The organism is Pseudoduganella aquatica, from assembly GCF_020865585.1.
Lineage (GTDB): Bacteria > Pseudomonadota > Gammaproteobacteria > Burkholderiales > Burkholderiaceae_D > Rugamonas > Rugamonas aquatica_A.
This window is the reverse complement of the sequence record NZ_CP086370.1, coordinates 6,453,821-6,468,548: the sequence shown is the minus strand read 5'-3', so window position 1 is coordinate 6,468,548 and position 14,728 is coordinate 6,453,821. Positions and strand designations below refer to the sequence as shown.

Sequence of the window (14,728 nt, the reverse complement as noted above, 5' to 3'; positions counted from 1 at the left end):
CACCCGGCCGCGCCCTGCGCAGATGCGTAGGGCGGGTTAGGCGCGCCGCGCCGTAACCCGCCAAGCGCCGAGCCGGCCCACGACAAGGAGCACAGCATGGCAGACGCACTTTGGCACGAGCGCGCACTGGCGCTGAACATCGACGGCCGCGCCTTCATCAACGGCGAGCGGGCCTGGTCCCGCACCGGACAGCAGTTCGACAAACACTCCCCCATAGATGGCCGCAAGCTGGCCGCCGTCGCCCGCTGCGGCGCGCCCGACGTGGACGCGGCGGTACAGGGCGCGCGCGCCGCGTTCGAGGACGGCCGCTGGTCCGGCATGGCGCCCGCCAAGCGCAAGCGCGTGCTGATACGCTTTGCGGACCTGATCCAGCAGAACGCCGCCGAGCTGGCGCTGCTGGAAACGCTGGACATGGGCAAGCCCATCAAATACAGCCAGAGCGTGGACGTGGGCGCCGCCGCCAACTGCATCCGCTGGTACGGCGAAGCGGTGGACAAGGTGTACGACGAAATCGCCCCCACCGCCAGCAACAGCCTGGCGCTGATCACGCGCGAGCCGGTGGGCGTGGTGGGCGCGGTCATCCCGTGGAACTACCCCATGATCATGGCCGCGTGGAAGATCGCCCCTGCGCTCGCGGCGGGCAACAGCGTGGTGCTCAAGCCGTCGGAGAAGGCGCCGCTGACCTCCTTGCGGCTGGCCGAGCTGGCGCTGGCGGCGGGCATACCGCCCGGCGTGTTCAGCGTGCTGCCGGGCTTTGGCAACGAGGCAGGCAGCGCGCTGGCGCTGCACATGGACGTGGACTGCATCGCCTTCACCGGCTCCACGCGCGTGGGCAAGCAGATCATGCAGATGGCGGGACAGTCGAACCTGAAGCGGGCCTGGACTGAGCTGGGCGGCAAGTCCGCCAACATCGTCTGCGCCGACTGCCCGGACCTGGACGCGGCGGTGGAAGCGGCGGTCGGCTCCATCTATTTCAACCAGGGCGAGAGCTGCAACGCGCCGTCGCGCCTGTTTGTGGAGGAGTCCATCCGCGAGCGCTTCATCGAGAAAGCGCTGGCCATGATGCCGCGCTACCAGCCGGGCGATCCGCTGGACGAAGCCACGGTGATGGGCGCCATCGTGGACGAGGTGCAGATGAGAACGGTGCTGGGCTATATCGAAGCGGGCCAGCAGGGCGGGGCGCGCCTGTTGGCGGGCGGCGGGCGCGAGCGCGCGCAAAGCGGCGGCTACTATGTCGCGCCGACCTTGTTCGACCAGGTCGACAGCAGCATGAAGATAGCGCAGGAGGAGATATTCGGGCCGGTGCTGTCGGTGCTCGGTTTCACCGACGTGCAGGACGCCGTGAAGCAGGCCAACGCCACGCCGTATGGCTTGCAGGCGGCGGTATGGAGCGCCAATATGAGCAAGGCGATCCAGGTGGCGCGGGCGCTAAGGGCGGGCACGGTGCACGTCAACCAGTACGACGGCGACGACATCACAGTGCCCTTTGGCGGCTACAAACAGTCCGGCAACGGCCGCGACAAATCGCTGCACGCGTTCGACAAGTACACCGAGCTGAAAACCACCTGGATACAGATAGGCTGAAGCTTGGCGGGTTACGCGCCGGCGGCGCTAACCCGCCCTACGAATCCACGATCTGTCCGTGGGCACGGAGGGCGCGGAGGGCGCGGAGGTTGCGGAGGTTGCGGAGGTTGCGTAGGGCGGGTTGGCACGCAGTGCGTAACCCGCCATTGCCCGCAATCAGAAGCAGTGTTCCTGCGCCGGGAAAGAGCCGTCCTTGACTGCCGCCACGTAAGCGCTGACTGCCGCATCAATGCTGGTCTGTCCGTCCATGAAGTTCTTCACGAAGCGTGCTTTGCGGCCCGGGAACACGCCCAGCAGGTCGTGCATCACCAGCACCTGGCCCGAGCAGTCCGGACCGGCGCCGATGCCGATGGTCGGCATGGTCAGCAGCTCGGTCACTTCCTTGCCTAGCTGCGTAGGAATCGCCTCCAGCACCACCATGGCGGCGCCTGCGGCCTGCAGCTTCAGCGCATCGGCCTTCAGCAGATCCGCGCTCTCGGTGGTCTTGCCCTGCACCTTGTAGCCGCCCAGCTGGTGCACCGACTGCGGCGTCAGGCCCAGGTGGGCGCAGACAGGAACCGAGCGCTCGGTGAGGAACTTCACGGTATCGGCCAGCCACGCGCCGCCCTCGATCTTCACCATGTGCGCGCCGGCCTGCATCAGCTTGACCGCGTTGTCGAACGCCTGCTGCGGGTTGGCGTAGGTGCCAAACGGCATATCGGCCAGCACCAGTGCCGACTTGTTGCCGCGCGCGACAGCCTTGGTGTGGTAAGCCACTTCGTCCAGCGTCACCGGCAGCGTCGAATCCAGGCCGTTGCACACCATGCCCAGCGAATCGCCGATCAGCAGAACTTCCACGCCGCAGCGGTCCATCAGCGAAGCGAAGCTGGCGTCATAGCAGGTCAGCATGGTGATCTTGTCGCCGGCGGCTTTACGCGCGTTCAGCGCGGGGATGGTGACCGCCTTTTGCGCCACGGGTTTTGCCGGCGCCGCAGCCGGAGCTGCAGCCGCAGTGTTCGCACCAGCGGCCGGCACAGGAGCGCTGCCCGCCATTTCGTTACCTTGCAAATAACCAGACATGGATGTTCCTCAAGTAGTGTAATCCCGGTGGCGCCAGTGTAATCCCTGCCGCCAAACCGCGTATTCTACCCGCGAACGAACTTTCTTTTCATCGTGGGAAACCGAAATAGACGGCGGCCACTATTTGCCGACAAACAGGAAGGCCACGGCCGCCATGATGCAGCCGAACGCCGCCAGGTGCCGCCAGCTCACCGGCTCGCCCAGCACGGTCACCATGAACACGCCGAACACGATCAGCGCGATGGCTTCCTGCGTCACCTTCAGCTGTCCGGCGCTCCAGCCGCTGGCAAAGCCGATCCGGTTGGCCGGCACCGCCAGGCAGTACTCCACGAACGCAATCGCCCAGCTGATCATGATGACCATGAACAGCGGCTTGTTCATCCCGCCCTTCAAGTGCCAGTACCAAGCGACAGTCATGAAAATGTTGGAGGCGGCGAGGAGCAGGAGTGTTTGCATAGGATTGTGTCGTTATTTCAGATCAGGGTATGCCGCAGTGAGCCAGGCTTCTACGCGCACCAGCATCGCCCCGGCTTCGGCGATGCATGCTTCGAGAAGCGAAGGGCTGATTGGATCGCCATTGTAATCCGAGATGTTGCGTTGTTTGCGGAAGGTGTCCAGCAGGACCATCGTTTTGCTGTCGAGGCCTATGGTCAGAGGCAGGGCCTGGATTGCCGTCTGATGGTGGCCAGGCTGGTTCGTGGATGTGCGATATCCGCTTGCTCGCAGCGTGGCCATGGCGCACTGCATGATGCATTTGTAGGCGGAGTCGAATCGGCTCTCTTCGCTTACTGCATCCACTTTGGCGTCCGCGAGATTGCGCTTGGCTGCTTCAAGCAGGCGCTGGATGTCATCGCGGCTTGGGGCCAATAGTGACAGGCGGCCTATCTTCAATAAGTTTTCCAAAGTCATCGGCGTTGCCTATCACGAATAGTTTGGGGTTGTTTGCTACTTCGCTCGCCCAGGTATTGCCGCTGGCGAGCTTTTGCTGGAAATCCTCGGTGCGATACGTGACCGGATTGATTTCGCGGCGTAAAGTAGTTTGCAGTGGATGCAAGGTTGCCACAATTTGGTTGAAGCCGATATCGCCTAGCACAAGGATATCGATATCTGAGAAGGCTTGCTCTTTTCCCCGCGCGACGGAGCCGAAAATGAAGGCGCATTCGATTTGCGGCGAAAGAGGCTGGAGAGCGGAGCTAATCTGGTCTGCCAGGCCGGAGGTTTTGCGCAGCAGGCTGGTGATCTCGTCAAGGATCGGGCACGCGGGATTGGCGCGGTAGTGGATTTGGTTGCCGATTTGCTGGCGGACCAGAATGCCAGCCTCGGTGAGTTTGATCAGTTCGCGGTTCACGCTGCCAGGCAGGGCGTCCAGTTGGCGCGCCAGTTCGCGCACGTGCCATGAGTCTTCTGGGCGCAGCAATAGCGCCGACAGAATGCGGGCACGGAACGGGCCTAAAAGGAAATCGGCGAGCATGCCTGCAAGTGTATCCCAATCGGAGACGGTTGTCTCCGATTGGGATACGGCGTCTAGAGCCGGGTGATGCCTTGGCCGGCGACGGCGGATTCAAAGCAGGCGGCGCGCAGGCGGCCGGGGATGTTGATGCTGCGGTCGATTTCCAGCAGGGGGATGATGACGAAGGCGCGCTCGCACATGCGCGGGTGCGGCACTTGCAGCGCGGGGGTTTTGATTTCCTGCTGGCCGTAGAGCAGCACGTCGAGGTCCAGCGTGCGCGGGGCGTTGCGGTAGGGACGTTCGCGGCCGTGCGCCAGTTCGATGCCTTGCAGCGCTTGCAGCAGCTCTTCCGGTCCCAGCTCCGTTTCCAGGCAGGCCACGGCGTTGATGTAGTCGTCGCCACTGGAGTCGATCGGGGCGGTGCGGTACAGCGAGGAGACGGCGCTCACGGTGCTGCCGGGCAGGGCGCGCAGGCGCGCGATGGCGTCCTGCACGTTGGCCTGCGCATCACCCAGGTTGGCGCCGATGCCTATGTAGGCTGTGGTGCTCATGGTGCTCAATACCGCGTTCATTCGCCGCTATTACCACCATTGCCGCCGCCATTGCCCGAGTCCGAGCCGGCAGGGGCGCGGTTGCGGGGAGGGCGCGGCGCGCGCGCGCGTGGCGGACGCGGTTCGCGTGGCGCCGGTGCACCTTCGGTGCCGCTTGCATGGCCGCCCGCGTGGCCGGCTTCCGCGTAGCCGCTGTCTGCCTGGCCGCCGTAGCCTGCGTCGCCGCTGCCGCCTTCATCGCCGCCGGCTTCGCCCTTGTTGCGGCCGCCGCGGCGCGGTGGACGCTTGCGCTTGGCGCCGCCCGCTGCGCCGCCGCTCTGGCTCAGGCCGGCAACCAGCTGTTCGCGTTCGGTTTCGTCGCCGTCGTAGAAGGCGGTCCACCATTCGCCCAGCTCGGCGTCGATCTCGCCCGAGGCGCAGCGCAGCAGCAGGAAGTCGTAGCCGGCGCGGAAGCGCAGGTGCTCCAGCAGCTTGTACGGGTTCTTGCCGGTGCGGCGCTCGAAGCGCGGCTGCATCGACCAGATGTCGCGCATGTCGGAGCCGATCTTGCGCTGCAAGGCCAGCTTCTCGGTCTGCGAGTCGAGCACTTCGTCCGCCGCCAGGTGCAGCGCGGGAATCGGGAATTCGCCGGATGCCTTGTACGCGTTCCACTTCTCCAGCACCTGGTGCCACAGCAGCGACGCGAACAGGAAGCCTGGCGAGACGGTCTTGCCGGCGTGGATGCGGCGGTCGGTCGAATCCAGCGCCAGCGTGACGAACTTCACGCCCAGCGGCTGTTCCAGCACCACGTCCAGCAGCGGCAGCAGGCCGTGGTGCAGGCCTTCCTTGCGCAGCTGCTGCAAGCAGGCCAGCGCGTGGCCGGACATGAGCAGCTTGAGCATCTCGTCGAACACGCGCGCAGGCGGCACGTTGTCGATCAGCGGCGCCATCACGGTGATGGGTTCGCGCGTGCCGGGCTCGATCTGGAAGCCCAGCTTGGCGGCGAAGCGCGTCACGCGCAGCATGCGCACCGGGTCTTCACGGTAGCGCGCTTCCGGCACGCCGATGATGCGCAGCGTCTTGGCGCGGATGTCCTCGATGCCGCCGTGGTAGTCCCACACTTCCTCGCTGGCCGGGTTGTAGTACATGGCGTTGATGGTGAAGTCGCGCCGTTCGGCGTCCTCCGCCATGGTGCCGAAGGTGTTGTCGCGCAGGACGCGGCCGTGTTCATCCTTGGGCGCGTTCTCGATCGACGGGCCGCGGAAGGTGGTCACCTCCAGCAGGTCCTGGCCGAACATCACGTGCACGATCTGGAAGCGCTTGCCGATGATGAAGGCGCGCCGGAACAGGCGCTTCACCTGCTCGGGCGTGGCGTCGGTGGCGATGTCGAAGTCTTTCGGCTTCACGCCCAGCAGCAGGTCGCGCACGGCGCCGCCGACCACGAAGGCCTGGTAGCCCGCGTCCTGCAGGGTGCTGGTCACGCGCACGGCGTTGGAGGACAGCAGGCGCGGCTCGATGCCGTGCTGCTGGGCGCCCAGGATGACCGGCACGCTGGTGTCGCGTACCGGAGCTTCTTTGACGCCGAGGATTTTGCGGATCAATTTCTTAATCATTGAATATATTTATCGTGGGCCAGCCTTTTTCGGCGGCGTGGCTGGTCAGTGCGGCGTTCGGATTGGTGGCCACCGGGTGGGTGACGACCGACATCAGCGGAATGTCGTTGTGCGAGTCGCTGTAGAAGTGGACCGTCTCGAAGTCTTCCAGGCGCTTGCCCAGTTTTTCGAGCCAGGCCTTGGTGTGCACCACTTTGCCGGCGCCCTGGGTGGGGGTGCCCACCAGTTTGCCGGTGATGCTGCCGTCGGCCGCCACTTCCGGCATGGCCGCGATCAGGTGCTCGATGCCCAGCGCGGCGGCGATGGGCGCGGTGACGAAGTGGTTGGTGGCCGTGACGATGGCCACCAGGTCGCCCTGGTCCAGGTGCTTTTGCAGCAGCGCGCGCGCCGACGGGCGGATGGCCGGGGCGATCACTTCGCGCATGAACTGGGCGTGCATCTCGTCCAGCTTGGCGCGCGGGAAGCCGGCCAGCGTGCCGAGCGAGAACTCCAGGTATTCGACCGGGTCCAGCGTGCCGGCCTGGTACTGGGCGAAGAAGGCCTGGTTGCGGGCCGCGAAGGCTTGCGCGTCGACGGCGCCGATGCGGCACAGGAATTGGCCCCATTCGTAATCCGAATCGATGGGCAGCAGGGTATGGTCGAGGTCAAACAGGGCCAGGTTCATTATTCTTTCGCTTCCGCCTGCAGCCATTCACGCAGCAGCGGCAGGGTAATAGGACGTTGGGTTTCAAGGGAATACTGGTCCAGCGCGTCCAGCATTTCCGACAGCGAGCGCATGTCGCGCCGGTAGTGGGACAGCAAATAGGGTAACACGCCGGGCGACAGCGTCAACCCGCGGGCCGCCGCCGCCGTGGTCAAAGCGGCAATCTTCTCATCGTCGGTCAGGCCGTGCAGGCGGTAGATCAGGCCCCAGCCCATGCGCGTGCGCAGGTCCTCGCGCACCGGCAGCACGGCCGGCGCCACGGCGCCGCTGCACACCATGAAGGCGTTGTTGGCGCGGATCTCGTTGAACAGGGCGAAGGCGTCGATCTGCGCCAGCGGCGACAGCTTTTCGCAGTCGTCCAGCAGGTACAGGTCCACTTCTGGCGAGTACACGAATTCCGATTCGATCGAGAACGGCGAGATGTAGCGCGCGCGCTCGCACGCGCCCAGCGCCTTCAGGATATGGCTCTTGCCCGCGCCGCCGTCGCCCCACAGGTAGGCGAAGTGTTCGCGCGAAGTGCGGCCGGCGAACTCGCGCATCAGCGCGGCCACCTCGGCGTTTTGACCCACTTCGAAGGAATCGAGGGTGAGCACAGGCTCGGCGCCTAAATCCAGCACCAGTTGCTTCATGGCTCGCGCCCCACAGTTTGCAAATTCGTCTTCACACTACGCATTATAAAAGCTGCTGCGCAAGTAGTGGCCGCGAAGATGCTTGAAGGCCACCATCAGGATGGCCGAAGCGGGCAGGGCCAGCAGCACGCCGACAAAGCCGAACAGCTGGCCGAAGGCCAGCAGCGCGAAGATCACCGCCAGCGGATTGAGGCCGATGCGCTCGCCCACCAGGCGCGGCGTGAGGAAAAAGCCCTCGATCACCTGGCCGGCGCCGTAGATCACGGCTACCGCCACCACGCCGCTCCAGTCGGTGAACTGCAGCACGGCGGCGATCAGGGCCAGCGCCAGGCCCAGGCCGAAGCCCAGGTAGGGAATGAACACCAGCAGGCCGGTCAGGATGCCGACCGGCAGCGCCACGTCGAAGCCGGCGATGGCCAGGCAGGTCGAGTAGTACACCGCCAGCACCACCATCACCAGCAGCTGGCCGCGCAGGTACTGCGCCAGCAGGGTGTCGACCTCCTCGGCCATGGCCACGGTGGCGCCGATATAGCGGCGCGGCACGGCGCCGGCGATGCGCGCCAGCATGGGGTGCCAGTCCAGCAGCAGGTAGAACAGCAGCACCGGCACCAGCACCACGGTGGCGATCCAGCCCAGCACGGCGGTGCCGCCCACCTTCGCCGAGGCCAGCACGGCGGCCCAGATCTCGTCGCCGCTGCTGACCATCTGCTGCGACACCAGCTTCTTGATGCCGGCGCTGTCGAGCTGCACCTTGATGCCCATTTCGCGCAGGCGCGGTCCCAGCAGGTCGTTGGCCTTGGCCAGGAAGGCGGGGATCTGCGCCTGCAGCAGCGGGATCTCGGTCTGCAGCACCGGCACCACGATCAGCACCAGCGACAGGATGGCGCACAGGAACAGCAGCACCACGATGACCACCGCCAGCGGGCGCGGCACGTCGAAGCGGCCCAGGCGCAGGTGGTCGATGCGGTCCACGCCCGGATTGAGCGCGTAGGCGATGATGGCCGCCGCCAGGAAAGGCGTGAGGATGGGGCCCAGCGCCACCAGCAGCACGCCCAATGCCAGCCACAATGCTACCCAGAATGCCGTTTGTTTTTGTTCGACCGAGAGGGGAAATGGCATGTGGGGAAGATGTTTTTCTTAAAAACGGCAGGTTGACGGGGCATTTTGATAAAATAGCGGACTTGCCGGGTTTTGCGTCAGATTTGCACGAATTCCGGCCACCGCCTTCTATTTTACCGCCTCCGCTGCGAAATACACCATGAGCCAAACTTCTAATGTTTCCCTGTCCTACCGTGACGCCGGCGTCGATATCGACGCGGGTGATGCTTTAGTCGATGCGATCAAGCCGTTCGCCAAGCGCACCATGCGCGAAGGCGTGATGGCCGGCATCGGCGGCTTCGGCGCGCTGTTCGAGATCAGCAAGAAGTACAAAGAGCCGGTGCTGGTGTCCGGCACGGACGGCGTGGGCACCAAGCTCAAGCTGGCTTTCGAGCTGAACCGCCATGACACCGTGGGCATCGACCTGGTGGCCATGAGCGTGAACGACATCCTGGTGCAGGGCGCCGAGCCGCTGTTCTTCCTGGACTACTTCGCCTGCGGCAAGCTGGACGTGGCGCAGGCCACCGACGTCATCAAGGGCATCGCCCTGGGCTGCGAGCAGTCCGGCGCGGCGCTGATCGGCGGCGAAACCGCCGAGATGCCGAGCATGTACCCGGCCGGCGAATACGACCTGGCCGGTTTCGCGGTGGGCGTGGTGGAGAAAGCCAATATCATCGACGGCAAGAAGATCGCCCCGGGCGACGTGGTGCTGGGCCTGGCCTCGTCGGGCGTGCACTCGAACGGCTATTCGCTGGTGCGCAAGATCATCGAGGTGGCCAAGCCGGACCTGGAAGGCGACTTCCACGGCCGCAAGCTGGCCGACGTGCTGATGGAGCCGACCCGCATCTACGTCAAGCCGCTGCTGGCGCTGATGGCCGCGATGGAAGTCAAAGGCCTGGTGCACATCACCGGCGGCGGCCTGGTCGAGAACATCCCGCGCGTGCTGCAGCCCGGCCTGACCTGCGAGCTGGACGGCAAATCGTGGACCCTGCCGCCGCTGTTCCAGTGGCTGCAGCAGCACGGCGGCGTGGCCGACGCTGAAATGCACCGCGTGTTCAACTGCGGCATCGGCATGACGGTGATCGTCTCGGCCGAGAACGCGGACGCCGCGATGGCCCAGCTGCAAGCGGCCGGCGAGACCGTCTACCGCATCGGCGCCATCCGCGCCTCGGCGGAAGGCGAACACCAGTGCGTGGTGGTGTAATGCCCAAGGCGCGGACCTGATCCGCGCCGCTGCAACGTCAAAGGCATGCCCCGGCATGCCTTTTTTACGTCCTTATTGATTACATGGTGTATTAAATGAATTGCTGATTGTGTGGTTTATGTTCTCGTTGAGAATAATTATAGTAGTTCCATGCCGAACGGAAACGACGGCAGCAGCGCCATCCCAACATCACAATCCGGAGAAAAATCATGAATTCGAATATCGTCATCGTGTACCACAGCGGCTACGGCCACACCGCCAAGATCGCCGAGGCCGTCGCCGCCGGCAGTGAGGGAACCTTGCTGGCTATCGACGCCGAAGGCCAGCTGCCCGAAGCGGGCTGGGACTTGCTGGCCAAGGCGCAAACCATCATCTTCGGCTCGCCCACCTACATGGGCAACGTGAGCTGGCAGTTCAAGCGCTTTGCCGACACCGCCTCGTCGGTATGGTTCAAGCAGGGCTGGAAGGACAAGCTGGCGGCCGGTTTCACCAACTCGGCCTCGGTGGCCGGCGACAAGCAGACCACGCTGTACACCCTGTTCACCCTGGCGCAGCAGCACGGCATGCTGTGGGCCGGCACCGGCATGATGCCGAGCAACGCCAAGAACGCGCACCGCGACGATGTGAACTACCTGTCCTCCTTCGCCGGCCTGGCCACCGCCACGCCGTCGGACGCGTCGGTGGACGAGATCCCCGCCGGCGACCTGAAGACCGCGCGCCTGTTCGGCGAACGCATCCGCCAAGTCACCGCGCGTCTTGCTTGAGGAGAGCCAGCATGAACTTCGCCATGAAACGCGCGACCGCCGCGCTGACCGGGGCCTTCGCCGCCGCCGCCCTTGCCGCCAGCTTCGCCGGCGCCGCCCAGGCAGCGGCACCTACAGCCGCAGCGCCCATCGGCGCTGAAGCGCCGGACGCCAAGATCCGCCTGACCCGCGTCACCCCGGCCTACTGGAAAGTCACTTTCGCCAACGCGCCGCTGAACATCGTCGGGCCGAAGGAGGTGCGCGAACTGGTCGGTATCGTGGAAGCGATCGAAGCCGACCAGCAGGTGCAGGTGGTGGTGTTCGACAGCGCCATCCCGGGCAGTTTCATCGCCCACTACGACCTGCTCACGCCGCTGGAAGAGTCGACCGGCATGGCGCCCGGCCCCACCGGCATGCACCCGGTGCCGGACCTGATGGTGCGCATCGCCCGCCTGCCGATTGTCACCATCTCGTCGATCCGGGGCCGCGCCACCGGCATCGGCAGCGAGCTGATACTGGCCACCGACATGCGCTTCGCCAGCCGCGAAAAAGCCGTGCTGTCGCAATGGGAAGTGGGCGCCGGCCTGGTGGCGGGCGGCGGCCCGATGGCGCGCCTGCCGCGCCTGGTGGGACGCGGCCGCGCGCTGGAAATCCTGGTGGCCTCGGACGACATCAACGGCGACGTGGCCGAGCGCTACGGCTACGTCAACCGCTCGCTGCCGGACGCCGAGCTGGACGGCTTCGTCGATACCATGGCGCGCCGCATCGCCTCCTTCGAGCGCGCCGCCATCGTCGACACCAAGGCGCTGGTGAACCTGGCCAGCCTGCCGCCGGACGCCGAAATGCAGCCAGGCTGGGACGCCTTTATCGCCTCGGTCAAGCGGCCGGCCACCCAGCAGCGCCTGAAAACGCTGGTGGAGCAGGGCTTGCAGCAGCCCGGCGGCATCGAGGACAACCTGGGCCGCGCCACGGCCGCCTACCGCAAATAAGCGACTCCGGCTCCGCAGCAGGAAAATGCCCTAACGTTGTCTCAGGGGGATTTGCACAATATCGACGTTCTTGACAGCGCCACTGTCAGGATCGTCGAGATCGAATTGCAACTGCCAGCCCTTCAGTATGTCCTCATCCTTTGCTCGAATACTCACAACGTTCTCCTTGCATGAGCTTGACATGCGCTATCACGCTACCTACCTTGAATTGCAGGTTGCGCAAGGTGCAACGCCAGACGGGAGATAACTGTGATTACTATGCACCCTGGAGAATATTTAAAGCTGTGCTATGTCGATGCAGACCAGTCACAGCTTGGTCAAGGCACGCAAGAAGATTGACCCCCGGTCGGTTCTCCGAATCGAACTGAACGCATCAGCCAAGGTTGAGGCGGCGGCCTAGTGCGTCAGCCTCGCTTCCCCAGCCGCGCCGTCATGAAATCGACAAAGGCGCGCACCCGCAGCGACAGGTGGCGCGCGTGCGGGTACAGCAGGATGAAGGGGCGCGAGGTGCCGCCGAATTGCGGCAGCAGCTCCACCAGCGAGCCGTCCGCCAGGTCGCGCTCGACGATATAGCGGTAGGTCTGCGCCAGCCCGGCGCCGGCGCGCGCCAGCGTCACGATGCCGAGCACGTCCTCGGCGCAGGTGTAGCCGCCGCTGGTCATCACGTCGATCTGCTTGCCGTCCACCTTGAACTGCCAAGGGATCTTGCGTCCGCTGCTGGGCAGGTCGAACTGGATGCACTCGTGCTGTTTCAGCGCCTCCAGCGACTTCGGCGCGCCGGCCCGCTTCAGATACGCCGGCGCCGCCACCAGCACCAGTTCCGCATCCTCCAGCTTGCGCGCGATCAGCGATGAATCGGCCGGGTCGCGCCCGCGCACCACCATGTCGTAGCTTTCGTCGGCGAAATCGATGTTCCGGTTGCTGATGTGCACCTGCACCGTCACCTCGGGATACAGCGCGCGGAACTCGGGCAGCATGGGCAGCAGCCGGTAGTGGCCATAGGGCGTGGGCACGCTGATGCGCAGCGGCCCGGCCGGCGCCTTCTGCGCGCCGGTCACTTCGCGCTCCGCTTCCAGCAGCCGGTCCAGCGCCTCGCGGCACTGCTCGTAGTAGCGCTGGCCGCCGTCCGTCAGCCGGATCTGGCGCGTGGTGCGCACGAACAGCCGCACCCCCAGCCGCTCCTCCAGCCGCGCGATCGAGCGGCTCACCGCCGCCGGCGTCACGCCGCTCTGGTTGGCCGCCGCCGTGAAGCTGCCCAGTTCCGCCGCCTGGCAGAACAGCTCGATCGTGCCGAGCTGCATTTCGTCGAAGTTCCGCTGCATAGATTACACCGTGTATTAAGTCATGTTCCATATTAGCTATTTATTGGCTCGAATGGAATAAGTAAAGTGTGTTCCATGCCGCAGACAAACCCAGCGGTCACCCACACAACTGAACTGGAGCACACCATGAACACCAACAAAACCGTCATCGTCACCGGCGCCTCGAGCGGCATCGGCTTTGCCATCGCCAAGGCCTACCTGGAACGCGGCTACAACGTGGTCGGCAACGCCCGCAGCGCCGACGGCCTGCAGACCGCCGCCGCCCAGCTGGGCAACCCGGCCAACTTCCTGCAAGTGCCCGGCGACATCGCGCTGGCCTCCACCGCAGCCGCCCTGTTCGACCAAGCCATTGCGGCCTTCGGCAAAGTGGACATCCTGATCAACAACGCCGGCATCTTCCTGCCGAAGGCCGTGGGCGACTACACCGAGGAAGAAGTCAACACCATCGTCGGCACCAACCTGATGGGCTTCTTCTACCCGTCGCAGCAGGCTGCGCGCCACATGAGCGCCAACAAGGCCGGCCACATCGTCACCATCACCGCTTCCATCGCCGAGCAGCCCAACGCCAAAGTCAACGCGCTGCTGCCCATCCTGATCAAGGGCGGCCTGAACCACGCCACGCGCGGCCTGGCGATTGAGCTGGCTGGCGCCAACGTGCAAGTCAATGCGGTGGCGCCCGGCATCATCCGCACCCCGATGCACGGCAGCGACGAAGGCACGCAGAATTTCCTGAAAGGCCTGTCGCCCAGCAACCGTATCGGCGAGACCGACGACATCGTCAACGCCGTGCTGTACCTGACCGGCTCGTCCTTCGTCAGCGGCACCGTGGCCGTGGTCGACGGCGGCGCAGCGGCCGGCACCTGGTAAGCAAACCTCAACCCTGGCTCAAGGAGAATCACCATGCCATACGTAAATATCCGCATCACCAAAGAAGGCGCCACCCCTGCGCAGAAGCTGGAACTGATCGAAGGCGCAACCGACCTGCTGCAGCGCGTGCTGAACAAGAACCCGGCCACCACCTTCGTCATCATCGACGAAGTGGAGATGGACAGCTGGGGCGTGAACCGCGAGAACGTGGTCACCATGCGCGCGCGCGAAGCGGCAGCCCGCGCGGCGGCCAAGCTGGGAGACAAGTCATGAAACTGGTCTTCGCCGGCGACCCGATGTGCTCGTGGTGCTACGGCTTCGGCAAGGAGCTGACGGCCCTGACGCAGCGCCACCCGGAACTGGACCTGCAGATCCTGGTGGGCGGCGTGCGCGCCGGCGCCACCGATCTGCTGGACGACACCGGCAAGCAATTCCGCCTCGGCCACTGGGCCAGGGTGGAAGAAGCCAGCGGCCTGCCGTTCAACCGCGCCGCGCTCCTGGCGCGCGAGAACTTCGTCTACGACACCGAGCCGATTTGCCGCGCCGTGGTAGCGGTGCGGCGCTTGGCGCCGCAGGCCGACCAGCTGGCCGTGTTCCGCGCCCTGCAGCATGCGTTCTATGTCGATGGGTTGGACACGACCGACGGCGCGGTGCTGGCCGAAGTGGCGTCGGCGGCGCTGGCACAGGACGGCCATGCGGTGACGGCCGCCGCCCTGCATGCGGAGTGGCATAGCGCGGCGGCCATCGCCGTGACGTCGGCCGAGTTCTCGCATGTGCGTTCGCTGGGCATCCGCAGCTTCCCCGCGCTGCTGCTGGACACCGGCGACGGCCTGTACGAGATCAGCCCCGGCTACGCCCATGCCGACAAGCTGGAGCAGCAATTGCAGGCAACCTTGCAGCACGTGGCTGCCGCCGCATAGCGCTGCGGCATGGGGAG

The 14,728-nt window shown here is 65.3% G+C and carries 17 protein-coding genes; 7 read left to right on the top strand and 10 right to left on the bottom strand.

All coding sequences use genetic code 11. The annotated features are described in order from the left end of the window. Positions 1-96 precede the first annotated feature (96 nt). The gene (locus KT882_RS28860; protein WP_228893917.1) at positions 97-1,584 is read left to right on the top strand and encodes an aldehyde dehydrogenase; all 1,488 of its coding nucleotides are present in this window, start codon (positions 97-99) and stop codon (positions 1,582-1,584) included. 156 nt (positions 1,585-1,740) lie between these two features. Here the strand turns inward: KT882_RS28860 and panB are convergent, their stop codons facing one another. The 9 genes from panB to KT882_RS28815 form a co-directional block, all read right to left on the bottom strand. Beyond that, positions 1,741-2,643 carry a 3-methyl-2-oxobutanoate hydroxymethyltransferase gene (gene panB, locus KT882_RS28855; protein ID WP_161070868.1) on the bottom strand — a complete coding sequence of 301 codons (903 nt, stop codon included), beginning with the start codon at positions 2,641-2,643 and terminating at the stop codon, positions 1,741-1,743. 120 nt (positions 2,644-2,763) lie between these two features. After that, positions 2,764-3,099, bottom strand: a complete 336-nt coding sequence (locus KT882_RS28850; RefSeq protein ID WP_107873822.1) for a DMT family protein — start codon at positions 3,097-3,099, stop codon at positions 2,764-2,766. A 12-nt stretch (positions 3,100-3,111) separates the two neighbouring features. Beyond that, a complete protein-coding gene (locus tag KT882_RS28845) occupies positions 3,112-3,552 on the bottom strand; it encodes a DNA-binding protein (protein WP_161070866.1) in 441 nt (146 codons plus the stop codon). Beyond that, on the bottom strand, positions 3,491-4,114 hold the full coding sequence (locus KT882_RS28840; protein ID WP_161070865.1) for a nucleotidyltransferase domain-containing protein: 624 nt from the start codon (positions 4,112-4,114) through the stop codon (positions 3,491-3,493). Before KT882_RS28840 ends, KT882_RS28845 begins: the two co-directional genes overlap by 62 nt. Positions 4,115-4,167: 53 nt before the next feature. Continuing rightward, positions 4,168-4,665 carry a 2-amino-4-hydroxy-6-hydroxymethyldihydropteridine diphosphokinase gene (gene folK, locus KT882_RS28835; protein ID WP_161070864.1) on the bottom strand — a complete coding sequence of 166 codons (498 nt, stop codon included), beginning with the start codon at positions 4,663-4,665 and terminating at the stop codon, positions 4,168-4,170. Continuing rightward, the gene (pcnB, locus tag KT882_RS28830; protein WP_161070863.1) at positions 4,662-6,236 is read right to left on the bottom strand and encodes a polynucleotide adenylyltransferase PcnB; all 1,575 of its coding nucleotides are present in this window, start codon (positions 6,234-6,236) and stop codon (positions 4,662-4,664) included. The genes folK and pcnB overlap by 4 nt, the downstream gene beginning before the upstream one ends. After that, complete coding sequence (locus KT882_RS28825; protein WP_228893916.1) at positions 6,229-6,900, bottom strand: histidinol-phosphatase; 672 nt, start codon at positions 6,898-6,900, stop codon at positions 6,229-6,231. The genes pcnB and KT882_RS28825 overlap by 8 nt, the downstream gene beginning before the upstream one ends. After that, positions 6,900-7,568, bottom strand: a complete 669-nt coding sequence (gene hda / locus KT882_RS28820) for a DnaA regulatory inactivator Hda (protein ID WP_161070861.1) — start codon at positions 7,566-7,568, stop codon at positions 6,900-6,902. The genes KT882_RS28825 and hda overlap by 1 nt, the downstream gene beginning before the upstream one ends. A 36-nt stretch (positions 7,569-7,604) precedes the next feature. Further along, complete coding sequence (locus KT882_RS28815) at positions 7,605-8,687, bottom strand: AI-2E family transporter (RefSeq protein ID WP_161070860.1); 1,083 nt, start codon at positions 8,685-8,687, stop codon at positions 7,605-7,607. Positions 8,688-8,826: 139 nt separating this feature from the next. On the opposite strand from KT882_RS28815, the gene purM reads away from it, so the two are divergent. The 3 genes from purM to KT882_RS28800 all read left to right on the top strand — a co-directional run bounded on the left by purM (position 8,827) and on the right by KT882_RS28800 (position 11,602). Further along, positions 8,827-9,870, top strand: a complete 1,044-nt coding sequence (gene purM, locus KT882_RS28810) for a phosphoribosylformylglycinamidine cyclo-ligase (protein ID WP_161070859.1) — start codon at positions 8,827-8,829, stop codon at positions 9,868-9,870. Between the two features lie 209 nt (positions 9,871-10,079). Beyond that, positions 10,080-10,634: a flavodoxin family protein gene (locus KT882_RS28805; protein WP_161070858.1), complete on the top strand. Its 555-nt coding sequence runs from the start codon at positions 10,080-10,082 to the stop codon at positions 10,632-10,634. 11 nt (positions 10,635-10,645) lie between these two features. After that, complete coding sequence (locus KT882_RS28800) at positions 10,646-11,602, top strand: enoyl-CoA hydratase/isomerase family protein (RefSeq protein ID WP_228893915.1); 957 nt, start codon at positions 10,646-10,648, stop codon at positions 11,600-11,602. Between the two features lie 404 nt (positions 11,603-12,006). Here KT882_RS28800 and KT882_RS28795 read toward each other — a convergent pair whose 3' ends face one another. Then, the gene (locus KT882_RS28795) at positions 12,007-12,924 is read right to left on the bottom strand and encodes a LysR family transcriptional regulator (protein WP_161070857.1); all 918 of its coding nucleotides are present in this window, start codon (positions 12,922-12,924) and stop codon (positions 12,007-12,009) included. A gap of 126 nt (positions 12,925-13,050) precedes the next feature. On the opposite strand from KT882_RS28795, the gene KT882_RS28790 reads away from it, so the two are divergent. From KT882_RS28790 to KT882_RS28780, 3 genes are read left to right on the top strand one after another with little or no spacing between them, the layout of a single operon-like run. After that, positions 13,051-13,791, top strand: a complete 741-nt coding sequence (locus KT882_RS28790) for an SDR family NAD(P)-dependent oxidoreductase (RefSeq protein WP_161070856.1) — start codon at positions 13,051-13,053, stop codon at positions 13,789-13,791. Between the two features lie 33 nt (positions 13,792-13,824). Continuing rightward, positions 13,825-14,064, top strand: a complete 240-nt coding sequence (locus KT882_RS28785) for a tautomerase family protein (protein WP_161070855.1) — start codon at positions 13,825-13,827, stop codon at positions 14,062-14,064. After that, positions 14,061-14,711, top strand: coding sequence for a DsbA family protein (locus KT882_RS28780; protein ID WP_228893914.1), 651 nt, complete (start codon positions 14,061-14,063; stop codon positions 14,709-14,711). Before KT882_RS28785 ends, KT882_RS28780 begins: the two co-directional genes overlap by 4 nt. Positions 14,712-14,728 lie beyond the last annotated feature (17 nt).